Source organism: Streptomyces viridosporus (assembly GCF_002078235.1).
Classification (GTDB): domain Bacteria; phylum Actinomycetota; class Actinomycetes; order Streptomycetales; family Streptomycetaceae; genus Streptomyces; species Streptomyces viridosporus.
On sequence record NZ_MSGP01000057.1, the window covers coordinates 293 to 18,100 of the forward strand.

The window sequence follows — 17,808 nt, forward strand, 5'->3', positions numbered from 1 at the left end:
CCTCAGCCGCCCCGCCTTCCTGCCCTGCTCGAACGAGATCCCCGCCAACGCCCCCAGGGGCACCACCAGTTCACCCAGGGTCCTGCGCAGCAGGCCGACGTTCTTGTCCCGCCCGGGGGTCAGTCGCAGGACCTCTCCGTCGAAGACCCAGGTGCCGTCCTTCTGGATGATTTCCGCCATGGGGGGATTGTTTCACCGGTTCCGCGGGATGGTGGTCCAGCCCCTTCCCGGTCTCCCTCGCGGACGGTTGCCGGGCGTGGCCGGGCCGGGCCGGTCCTCCCGGTCGCGCACGACCGGGAGGACCACCGGGTGCGGCGCGCGGCGCAGGGGCCGCGCTGGGACGCGCTGGGACGCGCCGGGGATCGGGTCCCCCAGGTCCCCGCGGGTGCCCCGGCCGGCCCGGGGAGGGGGCGAGGGGCGGAAACGGCAGACGGGCACCCCGGAGGACCGTACTCCGGGGTGCCCGCCCGTTCGTGGGTCAGAACCCCGCGAGGGGGTTGCGCAGGGTGCCGACCAGCTGGAGCGCGCCGGACGGGTCCGCGAGGTCCACCATCTGCCGATTGTTGCGCAGTTGGAGCCGGTTGAGGCAGGACAGCGCGAACTCGGGGGCGAACAGGTCGTACCGGGCGAACTTGTCGGCGAGTTCGGGCACCGACGCCTGGTACTCGCGGGTGACCTCCGCGACCGTGCGCCAGAAGCCGTCCTCGTCCAGGATCCCCTCGGTGGCGAGGTTCGCGGCCAGGAAGCGGAAGAAGCAGTCGAAGACGTCCGTGAAGATCGACAGCAGCTTCTGGTCGTCGGGGACCTCCACGCGGATCCGGGAGACCTCCGGCGGCAGCACCGCGTCCGGGTCCATCACCACGATCTCCTCGGCGATGTCCTTGTAGACGGCCCGCCGCACCACCCCGTCCCCGAGGACCAGGATGACGTTCTCGCCGTGCGGCATGTACGCCAGGTCGTAGGCGTAGAAGCTGTGCAGCAGTGGGGTGTAGTAGGCGCGCAGGTAGTGTCGCAGCCACTCGGCCGGCGCCAGCCCCGACCGCTCGATCAGCGCGCCCGCGACGGACTTCCCCTCGTGGTCGACGTGGACCAGCGACGCCATGGTGGCCAGGCTCTCGCCGTCCCGGAGCGAGGGCACCGGGCTCTCCCGCCACAGCGCCGCCAGCATCTTCCGGTACGGCGAGTGGCGGTCGGTCGCCCGCTCGTACTCCAGGTGCCGGTAGCCGACCGCCGCCCGCTCCCGGATGATCGACAGGCCCGTCGCCCGCAGCACCGGGTCGTTCTCGATCAGCCGGGCCAGCCAGTCGTTGATCGCCGGGGTCGCCTCCATGTAGGCGGCGGACAGCCCGCGCATGAAGCCCATGTTGAGGACGGACAGGGCCGTCTTCACGTAGTGCTTGCCGGGGTGGGTGGTGTTGAAGAAGGTCCGGATGGACTGCTGCGCCAGGTACTCGTCGTCGCCCTCACCGAGGCAGACCAGGTGCCTGCGCGCGACCTCGGCGGCGAAGGTGACGGAGAGCTTGTTCCACCACTGCCAGGGGTGGACGGGGACGAGGAGGTAGTCGGCGGGGTCGAGGCCCTGCTCGCGCAGCACGCCGTGGAACCGCTCGACGGTCGCCCCGCCCAGCTCCTCCCGGAGGAACGACTCGTACTCGACGCCGGCGCCGGCCGTGAACACGGCCCGCGAGCGGTGCGCGGCCAGCCACACCAGCTTCACGGGGTGCGCCGTCTCCGGCGCGTACGCCAGGTACTCGTGGACGCCGAAGCCGAGCCGCCCGTTGTTGGCGACGAAGCAGGGGTGGCCCTCGGTCATGCCGGTCTCGACGGCCTGGAAGTCGCTCCGGGCCAGCTCGGCGGAGGTGACCGGCGGCTTGGTGAGCTTGTAGCAGGTGCCGGAGAGGGTGGAGGAGACCTCCTCCAGGTACACCGGCAGGATCTCCTCGCTCAGCCCCAGCGACTTCTGCAGCTCGATGAAGAAGTCCAGGGCGGCGAGCGGGAGTTCGTCCTCCCCGCGGTGGCGGGCGATGGAGTCGGCGTCCACCTGCCAGTGGTCCAGGGCGCGGCGCACGGCGGTGAAGCGGTACTCGGTCAGGCCGTCGTCGCTGCGCACGGCGTAGCGGCCCCGGCCCGTCTCCTCGGGGGTGATCAGCCGCTCGTGCGCGAACTCGGCGAGTGCCTTGCGGATCAGCAGGCGGTTGGCCCGCTCCCAGTGCTCGGGGGTCAGGTGGGAGACGGCGTCGGCCGGGTTCATGCGCCCACCCCCGTGGCCGCGGTGAACCGTTCACGGGTGCAGAAGCTCAGCAAGGCCCTCTTCTCCGGCTTCTCCACCTCGCGCACGGGGACGAAGCCCACGGCCTCGTTCAGGGCGTGCACCGCCTTGTTGGACACGTCCGGCTCCACGACGACGCGCCGGGTCGCCGGGTCGGCGAACAGGTGCGCCATCACGGCGGTGATGACGGACCGGGTGAAGCCGTGCAGCGGGGTGTCGGTGGGCGCGACCAGGAAGTGCATGCCGACGTCCCCGGGCTCCGGCTCGTACAGGCCGACCAGCTCGCGGTGGGCGGGGTCGTACGTCTCCATCAGGAAGGCGGGCCGGCCGTCGTGCAGACCCAGGTGGGCGTGGTGGTGCTCGTCGGCCGCGATCCTCATGTACTCGCGCTCGACGTCCTGGAGCTTCGCGTCCCGCATCATCCAGAACGCGGCCTTGGGGTGGGTGACCCAGCGGTGCAACAGCTCGGCGTCCCGCAGCGGGTCGAGCGGGCGGACGGTGAAGGTGCCGAGCTCGTTCTTGAAGCCGGCGAGGCCGGTGTCGTCGGTGCTCATACGGCGAACTCCTGGAACGCGATGGACTTCTCGACGGGGTAGTACTCGGTGCCGAGCATTTCGCGGATGATGCAGCTGTTGCGGTACGGGCCCATGCCCAGGTCGGGGCTGGTGACGCTGTGCGTGTGGACACCGGCGTTCTGCAGGAAGACGCCCCGCCCGGTCACGTCGACGGCGTAGTCACGGGTCACGTCGAAACGGCCGTGCCCGTCGAAGCGGAGCCGGTCGCGGATCGGGTCGAGGAAGTCCGGCGGCTCGTAGTGGTAGCCGGTGGCCAGCACCAGGCCCTCGGTGCGGAGCTCGAAGTCCTTGCCCTGCTCGTCCTGGTGGAAGCCGAGCGTGTAGCCGCCGTCCTCGTACCGCGCGGAGGTCAGCGAGGAGTTGGTGAGCAGCCGGGTGGGGACCGGCCGGCCGCCGCTCTCGACGTTCTTCTGGTACAGCAGGTCGAAGATCGCGTCGATCAGTTCCGAGTTGATGCCCTTGAACAGGCCCTTCTGCTGCTTCTCCAGCCGGTAGCGGGTCTCCTCGGGCAGCGCGCGGAAGTAGTCGATGTAGTCCGGGGAGGTCATCTCCAGGGTCAGCTTGGTGTACTCCAGCGGGAAGAACCGCGGGGAGCGGGTGACCCAGTTGAGCTGGTAGCCGTGCGCGTCGATCCCGGAGAGCAGCTCGTGGTAGATCTCGGCGGCACTCTGCCCGCTGCCGACGACCGTGATCGACTTCTTCCCGCGCAGCTCCGCCTTGCGGTGCATGTACTGCGCGGTGTGGAAGACGTCGCCCTCCAGGCCGCGGCAGGCCTCGGGGACGAACGGCACGGTGCCGGTGCCGAGGACCAGGTGCCGGGCCCGGTAGGTCTCCCCGGCCCCCGTCCGCACGGCGTAAAGCTCGGCGGCCTCGTCGTACGTCACCTCGGTGACCGTCGTGCCGAAGCGGATGCAGGAGAGCTGCCCGGCCGCCCAGCGGCAGTAGTCGTCGTACTCCAGGCGCAGCGGGTAGAAGTTCTCGCGGATGTAGAACGAGTAGAGCCGGCCCTTCTCCTTCAGGTAGTTGAGGAAGGAGTACGGGGACGTCGGGTCGGCGAGGGTGACCAGGTCCGACATGAACGGCGTCTGCAGGTGGGCGCCGTCGAGGAACATCCCGGCGTGCCACTCGAAGTCCGGCTTGGACTCCAGGAAGACGCCGCTGAGCTCGTCGATGGGCTCGGTCAGGCAGGCGAGGCCGAGGTTGAAGGGGCCCAGCCCGATGCCGACGAAGTCGTAGGTGGTTTCCGGGGCTTCAGGAAGCGCGGTCAAGGGACTCTCCCAGGTACTGCTCGGCGTGGCCGGCGATCAGGTCGAGGACGGCGGTGATGTCGGCCGTCGTGGTCTCGGGGTTGAGCAGGGTGAACTTCAGGTAGTGGCGCCCAGCGACCTTGGTGCCCGCGACCACCGCGTCGCCGGAGGCGAACAGGGCCTTGCGGGCGTAGAGGTTGGCCCGGTCGATCTCGGCGGGGTCGGTGACCGCCGCCGGGATGCAGCGGAAGACGAGCGTGGACAGCGACGGCTCGACGACCACGTCGAAGCGCGGGTCGGCGGCGAGCAGTTTCCAGCCCTCGGCGGCCAGGTCGCACACCTCGTCGAAGAGCCGGCCGATGCCGTCGGCACCCATCACGCGCAGCGTCATCCACAGCTTGAGCGCGTCGAACCGGCGGGTGGTCTGCAGGGACTTGTCGACCTGGTTGGGGATGCGCTCGGTCACCATGCGGCGCGGGTTGAGGTACTCCGCGTGGTAGGTGGCGTGCCGCAGCGTGGCCGCGTCGCGGACCAGTACGGCGGACGAACTGACCGGCTGGAAGAAGGACTTGTGGTAGTCGACGGTGACGGAGTCGGCGCGCTCGATGCCGTCGACGCGGTCCCGGTACTTCAGCGAGGCGAGCAGGCCGCAGCCGTAGGCGGCGTCCACGTGCATCCAGACGCCGTACTGCGCGCACAGCTCGGCGATCTCGGGCAGCGGGTCGATGGAGCCGAAGTCGGTGGTGCCGGCGGTGGCGACGACGGCCATGGGGACCAGGCCCGCCTCGACGCAGCGCTCCAGCTCGTGGGCGAGGGCGACCGTCTGGAGCCGCTTGTCGTGGTCGACGGGGATCGGCACCACGGCGTCCGGCCCGAGCCCCAGCAGTTTCGCGGACTTCTGCACGCTGAAGTGGCCGGCCTCGGAGGCGAAGACGCGCAGTTTCGCGAGGTCCTCGCTCTTGGCCTCCTCCCGCGCCAGCAGCAGCGCCTGGAGGTTGGACTGGGTGCCGCCGGAGGTGAACACGCCGTCGGCACCCGGGCCGAGGCCGATGCGCCGGGCGGTCCAGTCGATGAGCTTGCGCTCGATGAGGGTGCCGCCGGCCGACTGGTCCCAGGTGTCCAGGGAGGAGTTGACGGCGGAGAGCACGGCCTCGCCGAGCAGGGCCGGGATGACGACCGGGCAGTTGAGGTGGGCGAGGTAGCGGGGGTGGTGGAAGTAGATCGCGTCCCGGAGGTAGACGTCCTCCAACTCGTCCAGCACCGCGGTGGTGTCGTACAGCGGCCGGTCGAGGTCGATCTGCTCGATGCGGGGGGAGAGTGCGTCGACCGCGACGCCGGTGAACGGCCGGTCGGTGGTGGCGACTTTGGCGGCCACCCGCTCGACTCCTTCGGTCACGGAGCGGCGGTAATGCTCCGTGGTGGTGTCGTTGAGCAGGTGCGAGCGCATGTGGGGGTCCTCCCGGTGGGGACGGTCCGGTGCGGGGCAGGGAGCGGGCCGCGGAGCGGTCTGCGGCTTTGGTTAGGTTAGCCTAACCTCCATAGCCCGGTACCCTGTTGGCCCCGATCGTGACCGCGATCACTCCGGAGTCGGGTGGGGCGGCTCAACTCCCGCCTGAATCAACCCAGTTGGCGCATTCCCTCCCAGGTCGTCCCGCGGCGCCGGCAGCCCACGGACGTCACGCGGCGGCGGTCGGTCCCACGCTCCTCACGAGGGCGCGCCGCAGCCGGACCCGCCCGCGGGCCGCACGACCGTGCGTGCGGCCCGCGGGCGGGATGCGGGTGGCGGCGACCCGGGGACGGCGGCGGTCCCGGGCGGGGCGCTCCCGTCGGCCCGCGGCAGGACCGGGCCGGTGTCCTCGGGCGGCCCGGAAGCGGATCGCCCGGTCGTCGGCGCGAGCGGGCCCGGGGAGCGGCACCCGGTCGCCGTCCGGGAGGTGCCGCCGGCCCCGCCACCGGTGGGCGTCGCGCCCGAGCGGTACGGCCGGCTCGCTCCGGCCCGGACGCGGCGGCAGGGGTTGGTCGTGTCCCTCGGGGCGGAAGTCCCGTGGCCCGGGGCCGGTGGGGGCGACCCGGGCCGGGGACGGGCCGAGCCGCCTCGTCCGTACGGCCCGGAGGGCGGAGGAACGGAACGGGGCGGCCACGGCGGTCACGTACGGCTCCCGGGGGAGGGTGCGGGGAACGGTCAGCTGACCTTCTTGGCCTTCTCGATGGCCTCGGCGAGGTTCTCGACCAGCGGGACGCACTTGTCGTAGGACAGGATCGGCTCGGCGGAGCGCGGGATGACCTGGCCGGCCTTGACCGCGGGCAGCTTCTTCCAGGTCGCCTCGGTGATGTCGGCGGGCTGGAGGGCCGAGGTGCGGTCGTCCATCATGATGATGTCGGCCGGGTACTTGTCGACGTTCTCCCAGCTGAGGCTCTCGAACCAGCCGCCGCCCTCGGCCTTGGCCTTCGCCGGCGGCTCGACGAAGTCCACGCCGAGGGCCTTGAAGTACTCCAGGTCGACGGAGAGGTCGGTGCCGGAGACGTAGAAGATCTCCTGGCTCGCGGAACCGGCCATCACCTTGATGCCGGGGTTGGCCTTGACGGCCTTGCGCAGCCGCTCCGAGGCCTCCTCGAAGCGCTTCTTGGCGTCGGCGGCCTTCGCCGCCTTCATGTCGCCGCCGAGCGACTCGGCGAGCTCCCACATGCGCTGCAGCGAGGTGGTCAACTGGCGGTCGTAGACGGAGATGCCGACGCTCGGGGCGAGCTTGGCGATCTTGTCCTTCGAGGCCTCGGGGACGTACCAGAGGGTGCCGGCGTCGTCGAACATGGTGGAGATGAGGACGTCGGGCGCGAGGGTCGCGTACTTCTCGACGTTGAACTGGTCCCAGACGTTGCCGAGGATGGTCACCTTGCTGATGTCCATGTCCCCGGCCTGGACGTCGGCCTTGCCGTCCTTGGTCTCGGTCGGGCCGAAGACGCCCTTGACCTCGATGCCGTAGTCGTACAGGGCGGCGGCGACACCGGTGAACGCGACGATGTTCGCGGGGACCTCGTCGAGCTTCACGGTGGTGCCGCGGTCGTCCTTGAAGGACCAGGGGCCGGACCCGGCGGCCCCCGTCGCGTCCGAGCCGCCGCTCTTCGCGTCGTCGTTCCCGCAGGCGGCGAGCACGGCGCCGAGTCCGAGGGCGCCACCGGCGGCGAGCAGTCCGCGACGGGAGAGGCGGGCGGTTCTGGCGTTCGACATGGCGGGGTCTGCTTTCGTGCGTACGGAGCCGACGGGTGCGCGCTCACGGCCCTGTGGCTGTAAACAGGCTTAGGTTAGCCTAACCTCATGATCTGTCCAGGGGGTGCCCCGTATGCATCCCCTCACGGACCGTCGGAATGCGCGCCCGCGTCGTGATCCCCGTCACGCGGGAGCAGGCCGACCGGGGGACCCGCCCGGTGACGGAACCCCCGGCCCGCGACGCAGTGACCGGTCCGCGCCCGGCCGGGCGCGGACCGGTCACGGACGGCTCAGCCCGCCAGCCCCAACTCCCGGGCGATCAGCATCCGCTGGACCTCGCTGGTGCCCTCGCCGATCTCCAGGATCTTGGAGTCGCGCCACATCCGGGCCACCGGGTACTCGTTCATGAAGCCGTAGCCGCCGTGGATCTGGGTCGCGTCGCGGGCGTTGTCCACGGCGACCGTGGAGGAGTACAGCTTGGCCAGCGCCGCCTCCTTCTTGAAGGGCTCCCCGGCCACCAGGCGGCTCGCCGCGTCGCGCCAGGCGAGGCGGGCGGTGTGGGCCTTCATCTCCATGTCCGCGATCTTGAACTGGATGGCCTGGTTGGCGCCGATCGGGCGGCCGAACGCGTGGCGTTCCTTGGCGTACTTCACCGACTCGTCCACACAGCCCTGCGCCAGGCCCGTCGCCAGCGCCGCGATGGCGATGCGGCCCTCGTCCAGGATGCGCAGGAACTGCGCGTAGCCCCGGCCCTCCTCGCCCAGCAGGTTCGACGCGGGGACGCGGACGTCCTGGAAGGACAGCTCCCGCGTGTCCGAGGCGTTCCAGCCGACCTTCGAGTACGGGGCCGCCACCGTGAAGCCCGGCGTGCCCGACGGGACGATGATCGCCGAGATCAGCGGCTTGCCGTCGGGCTTGCGCCCGGTGACCGCGGTGACCGTGACCAGGCCCGTGATGTCCGTGCCCGAGTTGGTGATGAAGCACTTGGTGCCGTTGATCACCCACTCGTTCGTCGCCTCGTCCAGACGGGCCGTCGTACGGGTCGCCCCCGCGTCGCTGCCGCCGTCCGGCTCCGTCAGCCCGAACGCGCCCAGGACCTCGCCCGAGCACAGGCGGGGCAGCCACGCACGCTTCTGCTCCTCGGTGCCGAACAGGTGCAGCGGCATCGCGCCCAGGGAGACCCCGGCCTCCAGGGTGATGGCCACCGACGAGTCCACCCGGGCCAGTTCCTCCAGGGCCACGCCCAGCGCGAAGTAGTCGCCGCCCATGCCGCCGTACTCCTCCGGGAACGGCAGACCGAACAGCCCCATGCGGCCCATCTCCCGGACGATCTCGTACGGGAACTCGTGCCGCTCGTAGAAGTCACCGATCTTCGGCGCCACGACGTCGTGTGCGAACTCCTCGACCGTCCGGCGGAGTTCTTCCAGTTCGGGGGAGAGCTTGTGGTCCATGGCGTTCACTGCTCCTGGTGGGAGAGGGCTCGTACGGTGCGGGACGGGCTGGGTCGGCCCAGGTGGGCGGCCATCCAGACGCTGGTGGCGACGAGACGACCGAGGTCGACCCCGGTGTCGATGCCGAGTCCGCGCAGCATCCACACGAGGTCTTCGGTGGCGAGGTTGCCGGTGGCGGACTTCGCGTACGGGCAGCCGCCCAGTCCGCCGGCGGAGGCGTCGACCGTGGTGACGCCCTGCTGGAGCGCGGCCAGCGTGTTGGACAGGGCCTGGCCGTAGGTGTCGTGGAAGTGCACGCCCAGCGCGGACACGGGTACGCCCGCCCCGGTCAGCGCGGAGAGGAGCGCCGTCACGTGGCCCGGCGTCGCCACCCCGATGGTGTCGCCCAGGCTCAGTTCGTCGCAGCCCATGTCCAGCAGGGCCTTGCAGACCTCCACCACCCGGGCGACCGGGACCGCGCCCTCCCACGGGTCCCCGAAGCACATCGAGAGGTAGCCGCGGACGTGGACGTCCTCCGCCTTCGCCCGGGCCACCACCGGCTCGAACATCGCCAGCGCCTCGTCCACCGTGCGGTTGAGGTTGGCCTTGGCGAAGGACTCCGTGGCACTGGCGAACACCGCCACCCGCCGGGCACCCAGCGCCAGCGCGCGGTCCAGGCCGCGCTCGTTCGGCACCAGGACCGGCAGTGACACCGGCAGGTCGGACACCGCCGGGTACAGCTCCTCGGCGTCCGCCAGCTGGGGCACCCACCGGGGGTGGACGAAGCTCGTCGCCTCGATGGTGGTCAGGCCGGTGCCGGCCAGGCGGCGGACGAACTCCGCCTTGACGGCCGTCGGGACGGTCGCCTTCTCGTTCTGCAGGCCGTCGCGCGCGCCGACCTCGTGGATGCGTACCCGCGCGGGCAGGCCCTCGGCCGGTACGGCCATGGGCAGGCCCAGGTCCGGGGCGTCCGGGATGCTCATGCCGTCTCCTCCTCCACGTCCTCCACGGGGGCGATGACCGCCAGCACCTGGTCCATGGCGACCGTGGTGCCCGGCGCCACGTCCAGTTCGGTGACCGTGCCGGCGTGCGGGGCGGAGATGACGTGCTCCATCTTCATCGCCTCCACCACCAGCAGGCTCTGGCCCGCGGCCACCTCGTCGCCGACGGCGACCTTCACCACCGTTACCGTGCCCGGCATCGGCGCGGTCAGCGAGTCGGCGCCCGCCCGGCCGGCGCGGGTGAGGGACGCGGCGACCGGGTCGTGGTCGCGCACGTGCCAGGCGTCGCCGTCCCGGCCGAGCCAGTCGGCGGCCCGGTGGAAGGTGTGCCGGACGCCGTCCAGCGTCACCGACACCTCGTCCTCGGTAACGGTGTGGGAGCCGCGCGGGGTGTGCTCCACCGGGTCGGTGACCCGCAGGTGGAAGGCGGCCGGTCGCGCGGTGCCGCCCATGCGCCAGCCGTCCGGCACCGAGAACGGGTCGGTCCAGCCGTCACCGCGCGGGCGCAGCGCCTCCAGGCGCACGGCCGCCGCCGCCTCGTACACCTCCTCGGGCACGTCGGTCGGGACCAGGCCCTCCGCCTCCCGCTCCACCAGCCCGGTGTCCAGGTCGCCGGAGACCACCGCCGGGTGCGCCAGCAGCCGCCGCAGGAACCCGGCGTTGGTCGGCACGCCCAGCGTGACCGTCTCCGCCAGGGCCGCCCGGAGCCTGCGCAGCGCGCTCGCGCGGTCGGGGCCGTACGCGATCACCTTGGACAGCATCGGGTCGTAGAGGCTGCCGACCTCCGTGCCCTCGGTGAGGCCGGAGTCGGTACGGACGCCCTCGCCCCGCGGTTCGCGCAGCTTCAGCACCGTGCCGCCGGAGGGGAGGAAGCCGCGGGTGGGGTCCTCGGCGCAGATGCGGGCCTCCACCGCGTGGCCGGTGAGCCGGACGTCGTCCTGGCCGAAGGGCAGCGGCTCGCCCGCCGCCACCCGCAACTGCCACTCCACCAGGTCGAGGCCCGTGATCAGCTCGGTGACCGGGTGCTCCACCTGGAGGCGGGTGTTCATCTCCATGAAGTAGTACGAGGACGGGTCGCCGCCGGGGACGATGAACTCCACCGTGCCCGCGCCCCGGTAGCCGCAGGAGCGGGCCGCCTGGACCGCCGCCTCGCCCATCGCGGCCCGGGTCTCCTCGTCGAGGAGCACACTGGGCGCCTCCTCGATGATCTTCTGGTGGCGCCGCTGGAGGGAGCACTCGCGCTCGCCCAGGTGGACGACGCCCCCGTGGCCGTCGGCCAGCACCTGGATCTCGATGTGCCGGGGGCGGTCGATCCACCGCTCGACCAGCAGCGTGTCGTCGCCGAAGGAGGCGCGGGCCTCGCGGCGGGCGGCGGCGATCTCGTCGGCCAGCGCCGAGGCGTCCCGCACCAGGCGCATGCCCTTGCCGCCGCCGCCCGCGGACGGCTTCAGCAGCACCGGCATGCCGATCCCGCGGGCCGCGTCGGCGAGCTGCGCGTCCGACAGCCCGCTGCCGCTGGAGCCGGGGACGACCGGGACACCGGCCGCCCGCACCGTCTCCTTGGCGCGGATCTTGTCGCCCATCAGGGCGATCGCGTCCGCCGGGGGCCCGATGAACACCAGCCCCGCCTCCGCGCACGCCCGCGCGAAGCCGGCGTTCTCGGCGAGGAAGCCGTACCCGGGGTGGACCGCCTGGGCGCCGGTGCGGGCGGCGGCCTCGAGCAGCCGCTCCACCGACAGGTAGCTCTCCGCGGCCGGTGCCGGTCCGATCCGCACCGCCGTGTCGGCCTCCCGGACGTGCCGGGCGTCGGCGTCCGCGTCGGAGTACACCGCCACCGAGCGCACGCCCATCGACCGCAGCGTGCGGATGACGCGGACCGCGATCTCGCCCCGGTTGGCCACCAACACCGTCTCGAACATCTGCTCTGTCATCGTCAGGGGTCCCCTCACATCCGGAAGACGCCGAACTGGGGGTCACCCAGGGGCGCGTTGGCGCACGCGGTCAGGGCCAGGCCCAGGACCTGCCGGGTCTCCATCGGGTCGATCACGCCGTCGTCCCAGAGGCGGGCCGTCGCGTAGTAGGCGTTCCCCTGACGCTCGTACTGGGCACGGATCGGGGCCTTGAAGGCGTCCTCGTCCTCGGCCGGCCACTGCTCGCCGCGCGCCTCCAACTGGTCCCGCTTGACCGTCGCGAGGACGGAGGCGGCCTGCTCGCCGCCCATCACCGAAATCTTGGCGTTGGGCCACATCCACAGGAAGCGGGGGGAGTAGGCCCTGCCGCACATGGAGTAGTTGCCCGCGCCGTAGGAGCCGCCGACCACGACCGTCAGCTTCGGCACGCGGGTGCAGGCCACCGCCGTGACCATCTTGGCGCCGTGCTTGGCGATGCCGCCCGCCTCGTAGTCCCGGCCGACCATGAAGCCGGAGATGTTCTGCAGGAACAGCAGCGGGATCCCGCGCTGGTCGCACAGTTCGATGAAGTGGGCGCCCTTCTGGGCGGACTCCGAGAACAGGATGCCGTTGTTGGCGACGATCCCCACCGGGTGGCCGTGGATCCGGGCGAAGCCGGTGACCAGGGTCTGCCCGAACTCCGCCTTGAACTCCGCGAACCGGGACCCGTCGGTGATCCGCGCGATGACCTCCCGCACGTCGTAGGGGGTGCGGGAGTCGACCGGCACCGCCCCGTACAGCCCAGCGGGGTCGACCTTCGGCTCGACGGCCGGCTCGACCTGCCAGGGCAGGGAGCCGCGGGCGGGGAGCGTGGAGACGACGGTCCGCACGATCCGCAGCGCGTGCGCGTCGTCCTCCGCGAGGTGGTCGGTGACGCCGGACACCCGTGAGTGCACCTCGCCGCCGCCCAGCTCCTCCGCCGTGACCACCTCACCGGTGGCCGCCTTCACCAGGGGCGGGCCGCCGAGGAAGATCGTGCCCTGGCCCCGGACGATCACCGCCTCGTCGCTCATCGCCGGGACGTACGCCCCGCCGGCCGTGCAGGAGCCGAGGACCGCCGCGATCTGCGGGATGCCGGCGCCGGACATCCGGGCCTGGTTGTAGAAGATCCGCCCGAAGTGGTCCCGGTCCGGGAACACCTCGTCCTGCATCGGCAGGAAGGCGCCCCCGGAGTCCACCAGGTAGACGCAGGGGAGCCGGTTGTCGAGGGCCACCTCCTGGGCGCGCAGGTGCTTCTTCACCGTCATCGGGTAGTACGTGCCGCCCTTGACGGTGGCGTCGTTGGCGACGACCACGCACTCCCGGCCGCTGATCCGGCCGATCCCGGCGATCACGCCGGCCGCCGGGGCCTGGCCGTCGTACATCCCGTCGGCCGCCAGCGGGGCCAGCTCCAGGAAGGGCGAGCCGGGGTCGAGGAGGGTGTCCACCCGGTCGCGCGGGAGCAGCTTCCCGCGCGCGGTGTGCCGCGCCCGCGCCTTCTCGCCGCCGCCGAGGCGGGCCGCGGCCAGCTTGCCGCGCAGCTCCTCGACGAGCGCGCGGTGCGCCTCCTCGTTGGCCCGAAAGGCCTCCGACGCGGGATCGGCCGCGCTGTGAAGCTCCGGTGCCTGTTGCATCCTGCGGGTCCCCTCACCTTGTTAATGAGCGTTAACGCATGTTCCTTCAGGTTAACGACCGCTAACCGCGCTGTCTAGAATCGTTCCCATGGCCACCAGAACCGACGCCCCCACCCGCCGCGAGCAGATCCTCAAGGAGGCCGCCCGGCTGTTCGCCGAGCGGGGCTTCCACGGCGTCGGGGTCGACGAGATAGGCGCCGCGGTCGGCATCAGCGGACCCGGGCTCTACCGGCACTTCGCGGGCAAGGACGCGATGCTCGCGGAGCTGCTGGTCGGGATCAGCGAGTCGCTGCTGACCGGTGCGAAACGGCGCCTGGAGGAGGCCGGGGGCGTGGCCCCCGGGGCGGTCCTCGACTCGCTGATCGAGGGGCACATCGACTTCGCGCTCGACGACCGCCCCCTCATCACCCTGCACGACCGGGAGCTGGACCGCCTCCGGGACGCCGACCGGAAGCTGGTCCGCCAGTTGCAGCGGCAGTACGTCGAGCTGTGGGTGGGGGTGGTCCGCGAGGTGTACCCGGAGCTGGCCGAACCGGCCGCCCGTTCGGCGGTCCACTCGGTGTTCGGCCTGCTCAACTCCACCCCGCACCTGGCCCGCCCGGGATCCCTCCCCGGGCGCGAGGCGACGGCCGGACTGCTGCACCGGATGGCGCGGGGGGCGTTCGCGGCGGCGGCTCCGGAGTGACTTCCGGAGCGTTCGGGGCGGCGGCCCCGGAGTGACTCCCGGAGCGTGACGAGCGTTACGGCACCCCCTCTCTGGACTCCTGTCCGTACTCGCCGGTATCTTTGGGTCTGAGCAAGCGCTTAGACATGCCCGAGGCAAGCGGAGGTGGCGGAGTGCGCCGTACGATTTTCAATGAGGATCACGAGGCGTTCCGGGAGACCATCCGCGCCTTCATCGAGGCCGAGGTCGTCCCCGTCTACGACGAGTGGTTCGCGGCGGGACAGGCGCCCCGCGACTTCTACTACAAGCTCGGTGAGCTGGGCATCTTCGGGATCAGCGTGCCCGAGGAGTTCGGCGGCGCGGGCCTGGACACCCACAAGTTCGAGGCCGTCCTCTACGAGGAGACCGCTCGCGCGGGCGTCCAGTTCGGCGGCTCCGGCGTGCACGTGCTGCTCGCCCTGCCCTACATCAAGATGCTCGCCACCGACGAGCAGAAGAAGCGCTACCTGCCGAAGTTCGTCACCGGCGAGGAGATGTGGGCCATCGCGATGACCGAGCCGGGCACCGGCTCCGACCTCGCGGGCATGAAGACCACGGCCAAGCTGAGCGAGGACGGCACGCACTACGTCCTCAACGGCGCCAAGACCTTCATCACCGGCGGCGTCCACGCCGACAAGGTGATCGTCTGCGCCCGCACCGCCGCCCCGACCGCGGAGGACCGCCGGCACGGCATCTCCCTGTTCGCCGTCGACACCAAGTCCGAGGGCTACTCCGTCGGCCGCAAGCTCGACAAGCTGGGCCTGCGGACCTCCGACACCGCCGAGCTGGCGTTCGTCGACGTCAAGGTCCCCGTCGAGGACCTGCTCGGCGAGGAGAACAAGGGCTTCTCCTACCTCGGCCACAACCTGGCCTCCGAGCGCTGGGGCATCGCCTTCGGCGCCTACGCGCAGGCCAAGGCCGCCGTCCGGTTCGCCAAGCAGTACGTGCAGGAGCGCACCGTCTTCGGCAAGCCGGTCGCCCACTTCCAGAACACCAAGTTCGAACTGGCCGCCTGCCAGGCCGAGGTGGACGCGGCCGAGGCCGTCGCCGACCGCGCGACGGAGGCCCTGGACGCGGGCGAACTCACCCCCGCCGAGGCCGCCAGCGCCAAGCTGTTCTGCACCGAGGTCGCGCACCGCGTCATCGACCGCTGCCTCCAGCTGCACGGCGGCTACGGCTACATGAACGAGTACCCGATCGCCCGCCTGTACGCGGACAACCGCGTCAACCGCATCTACGGCGGCACCAGCGAGATCATGAAGTCGATCATCGCCAAGGACATGGGCCTGTAAGGTCCGCGAAATCCCTGGCGTATACAACTGACCCCATGAGTCAGGCACTACGGGATCTCCTCGATCTGCTCGACCTCGAGCAGATCGAGGAGAACATCTTCCGCGGCCGGTCCCGCTCCGCCGTCGTCCCCCGCGTCTTCGGCGGGCAGGTCGCGGCGCAGGCGCTGGTCGCCGCCGGGCGGACCGTCCCCGAGGACCGGCCCGCCCACTCCCTGCACGCGTACTTCCTGCGCCCCGGCGACCCCGGCGCGCCCATCGTCTACACCGTCGACCGGATCCGCGACGGCCGCTCCTTCACCACCCGCCGGGTGGTCGCGGTCCAGCACGGCAAGCCGATCTTCCACCTCTCGGCGTCCTTCCAGACGCACGAGGAGGGCCTGGACCACCAGGAGCCGATGCCGCCCGCACCGGACCCCGCCGCCCTGCCCACCTCCGAGGAGCGGCTGCGCGGCTACTCCCACCTCGCCCCCGAGGTCGTGGACCGCTTCCTGGAGGCCCGCGCCGCGGTCGACCTGCGCTACGTCGACGAGCCGCCCTACGGCCGCTTCGGCGAGCCGCGCGAACCCCACTCCCAGGTGTGGTTCCGCACCAACGGCAAGCTGGACAGCGACGTCGACGACCCCCTGCTGCACGTCGTGCTCGCCACGTACGTCTCCGACATGACGCTCCTGGACTCGGTCCTCCTCGCCCACGGGCGCGGCGGCTGGGCCGTCGGCGACGTCGTGGGCGCCTCCCTGGACCACGCCATGTGGTTCCACCGCCCGTTCCGGGCCGACGAGTGGCTGCTCTACGACCAGCAGTCCCCGTCGGCCCACGGCGGCCGGGGCCTCGGCCAGGCCCGCATCTACACCCAGGACGGCCGCCTCGCGGTCTCGGTCATCCAGGAGGGCGTGGTCCGCGTCCCGCGGGGCTAGCGCCTACTGCGAGAGCCCCGCCTCCGCCAGCAGGTACGCCGTCATCGGGTCGTAGTGGCGAGGGCTGACCACGTGGTCGTCGAGGGGGACCGTCACCTGGACGGTGCCCTCCGCCTCGGCGAGGAACAGGGCCGGGTCGTTGCAGTCGGCGTAGCCGACGGAGTCGACGCCGAACTGCCCCGCGGCCCCCGCCCAGCCGTGGTCGGCGACGACCAGCTCGGGCAGCGGGCGGCCCCCGCGCTCCAGGGCGGTGAGGATGGCCCTCATCGGCTCACCGGAGTGCGTGTGCCACAGGGTGGCGCCGTGTTCCAGCACCGCCACGTCCGCGAACTGCATCACATAGCCCTCGTCCGTGGTCAGCCCGTCCGGGATGACGACGATCTCGCAGCCGGCGGCCCGCAGCGCGGCGGCCGTGGCGCGGTGCACGTCGAGCAGGCCGCCGGGGTGGCCGGTGGCGAACAGCACCCGCTGCCGCCCTTCCGCCGCCTTGCGCAGCCGCCCCGCCATGCGCTCCAGCCCGGAGACGGTCAGCTCCGGGTCGATGGTGTCCTGGCCGTACCGGTGCTCGGGATCGTCGTTGACGCCGACCCGCTCCGCCATCACCGCGAGCACGTCCTGCTCGTCGCTCCAGCGGTCGCCGAGTTCCAGGCCCAGCCAGTAGTGGCGGTCGCCGTTCGCCAGCTTGCGGTAGTGGGAGAGGTTGTTCTCGCGCGGCGTGGCGACGTCGCCCGCGATGCGGGTGGCGACGAGGTGGGCGAGGAGTTCGGCGCGGCTGGGTGTCCCGGGTATCGGCATGCCCCCCATTGTGGTGCAGCGGCCTGTGGCCGTCCCCGGCGTATCGCGCGCTGGGATGTGCGTCACGTACTCGGACGACTGCGTACGGGTACGCGGAGCACGGGTACTCGGAACACGGGTGGATCGGAGCGCTCGGAGCGTCCTCGACCGCTCAGGTCCGCCGCAGCGCGAACCACAGCTCCATCCGTGCGTCCGGATCGTCCAGGTCGGTCTCCAGCAGGGCCGCGCACCGCGCGATCCGCTGCCGCACGGTGTTGCGGTGCACGGACAGGGCCACCGCGGTGCGGTCCCAACTGCCGTGCAGGGAGAGCCAGGTGCGCAGTGTCTCCGTGAGCGCGGGGGCGGCCGCCAGCGGCGCGAGGAGCGCGCGGGCGTGCGCGTCCGCGTCGTGCGGGGCGACGAGGTCGGCGAGGGCGGCGCGGGCGCCGTGCCGGACCAGCGGGGCACGGGTGGCGCGGGCCCGGGCCAGGGCGCGGGCCGCCTGGGTGTCGGCGGCCGGCCAGTCGGGCGGGGCGACGGCCGCGCTGACGCCCAGGGTCCAGCCGGGCAGCGCCTGGAGGGCCCGGTCCGCGGGCACCAGGACGCGAACGGTCTCGCCGGCCGGATCCACCAGCGCCGATCCGAGCGCGGCGCCCAGCGCGGAGGCGGCCAGGGAGTCCGGTGCCCGGGCGTCCGGCCGGGCGTGCACCACCCGCCACCGCTCCCCGCCGAGCAACGGGGCCACCTCCTCGGGCGGACTGCCCAGCAGCAGCCGCACCAGCGCGGAGGAGCGCGCCGCGCCGGTGCCGCTCTGGTGCTCACCGGTGAGCAGCGAG

15 protein-coding genes are annotated in these 17,808 nt (G+C 72.0%); 3 read left to right on the forward strand and 12 right to left on the reverse strand.

What is annotated here, in order from left to right; all coding sequences use genetic code 11:
* The 10 genes from B7L92_RS41920 to B7L92_RS04180 all read right to left on the reverse strand — a co-directional run.
* Positions 1-180 (reverse strand): DUF4429 domain-containing protein (locus B7L92_RS41920; RefSeq protein ID WP_255310747.1); only part of this gene is annotated, 180 nt, incomplete at its 3' end.
* 298 nt (positions 181-478) lie between these two features.
* A complete protein-coding gene (locus tag B7L92_RS04135) occupies positions 479-2,251 on the reverse strand; it encodes an IucA/IucC family protein (protein ID WP_081236125.1) in 1,773 nt (590 codons plus the stop codon).
* Positions 2,248-2,823: a GNAT family N-acetyltransferase gene (locus B7L92_RS04140; protein ID WP_081236126.1), complete on the reverse strand. Its 576-nt coding sequence runs from the start codon at positions 2,821-2,823 to the stop codon at positions 2,248-2,250. The genes B7L92_RS04135 and B7L92_RS04140 overlap by 4 nt, the downstream gene beginning before the upstream one ends.
* Entirely contained in the window at positions 2,820-4,112 is a 1,293-nt protein-coding gene (locus B7L92_RS04145) for a lysine N(6)-hydroxylase/L-ornithine N(5)-oxygenase family protein (protein WP_081236127.1), read from the reverse strand. Before B7L92_RS04145 ends, B7L92_RS04140 begins: the two co-directional genes overlap by 4 nt.
* Complete coding sequence (gene desA / locus B7L92_RS04150; RefSeq protein WP_081236128.1) at positions 4,096-5,538, reverse strand: lysine decarboxylase DesA; 1,443 nt, start codon at positions 5,536-5,538, stop codon at positions 4,096-4,098. Before desA ends, B7L92_RS04145 begins: the two co-directional genes overlap by 17 nt.
* A 735-nt stretch (positions 5,539-6,273) precedes the next feature.
* Positions 6,274-7,317 (reverse strand): ABC transporter substrate-binding protein, encoded by a 1,044-nt coding sequence (locus tag B7L92_RS04160; protein ID WP_081236130.1) that lies wholly within the window; start codon positions 7,315-7,317, stop codon positions 6,274-6,276.
* 269 nt (positions 7,318-7,586) lie between these two features.
* On the reverse strand, positions 7,587-8,747 hold the full coding sequence (locus B7L92_RS04165; RefSeq protein WP_081236131.1) for an acyl-CoA dehydrogenase family protein: 1,161 nt from the start codon (positions 8,745-8,747) through the stop codon (positions 7,587-7,589).
* 5 nt (positions 8,748-8,752) lie between these two features.
* Complete coding sequence (locus B7L92_RS04170) at positions 8,753-9,709, reverse strand: hydroxymethylglutaryl-CoA lyase (RefSeq protein ID WP_081236132.1); 957 nt, start codon at positions 9,707-9,709, stop codon at positions 8,753-8,755.
* A complete protein-coding gene (locus B7L92_RS04175; RefSeq protein ID WP_081236133.1) occupies positions 9,706-11,646 on the reverse strand; it encodes an acetyl/propionyl/methylcrotonyl-CoA carboxylase subunit alpha in 1,941 nt (646 codons plus the stop codon). The genes B7L92_RS04170 and B7L92_RS04175 overlap by 4 nt, the downstream gene beginning before the upstream one ends.
* Positions 11,647-11,672: 26 nt before the next feature.
* A complete protein-coding gene (locus B7L92_RS04180; RefSeq protein WP_081236134.1) occupies positions 11,673-13,289 on the reverse strand; it encodes a carboxyl transferase domain-containing protein in 1,617 nt (538 codons plus the stop codon).
* An 88-nt stretch (positions 13,290-13,377) separates the two neighbouring features.
* Here B7L92_RS04180 and B7L92_RS04185 point away from each other — a divergent pair, with 88 nt between their 5' ends.
* From B7L92_RS04185 to B7L92_RS04195, 3 genes are all read left to right on the forward strand, one after another.
* A complete protein-coding gene (locus tag B7L92_RS04185; protein ID WP_081236135.1) occupies positions 13,378-13,974 on the forward strand; it encodes an SACE_7040 family transcriptional regulator in 597 nt (198 codons plus the stop codon).
* 152 nt (positions 13,975-14,126) lie between these two features.
* A complete protein-coding gene (locus B7L92_RS04190; RefSeq protein WP_004987757.1) occupies positions 14,127-15,284 on the forward strand; it encodes an acyl-CoA dehydrogenase family protein in 1,158 nt (385 codons plus the stop codon).
* Positions 15,285-15,319: 35 nt separating this feature from the next.
* Positions 15,320-16,198, forward strand: a complete 879-nt coding sequence (locus B7L92_RS04195) for an acyl-CoA thioesterase (RefSeq protein WP_081236136.1) — start codon at positions 15,320-15,322, stop codon at positions 16,196-16,198.
* A 3-nt stretch (positions 16,199-16,201) separates the two neighbouring features.
* Here the strand turns inward: B7L92_RS04195 and B7L92_RS04200 are convergent, their stop codons facing one another.
* Positions 16,202-16,993 carry a phosphatase gene (locus tag B7L92_RS04200; protein ID WP_081236137.1) on the reverse strand — a complete coding sequence of 264 codons (792 nt, stop codon included), beginning with the start codon at positions 16,991-16,993 and terminating at the stop codon, positions 16,202-16,204.
* A gap of 151 nt (positions 16,994-17,144) precedes the next feature.
* The coding region (locus B7L92_RS04205; RefSeq protein WP_143626232.1) for a helix-turn-helix domain-containing protein at positions 17,145-17,808 on the reverse strand (664 nt) is incomplete at its 5' end.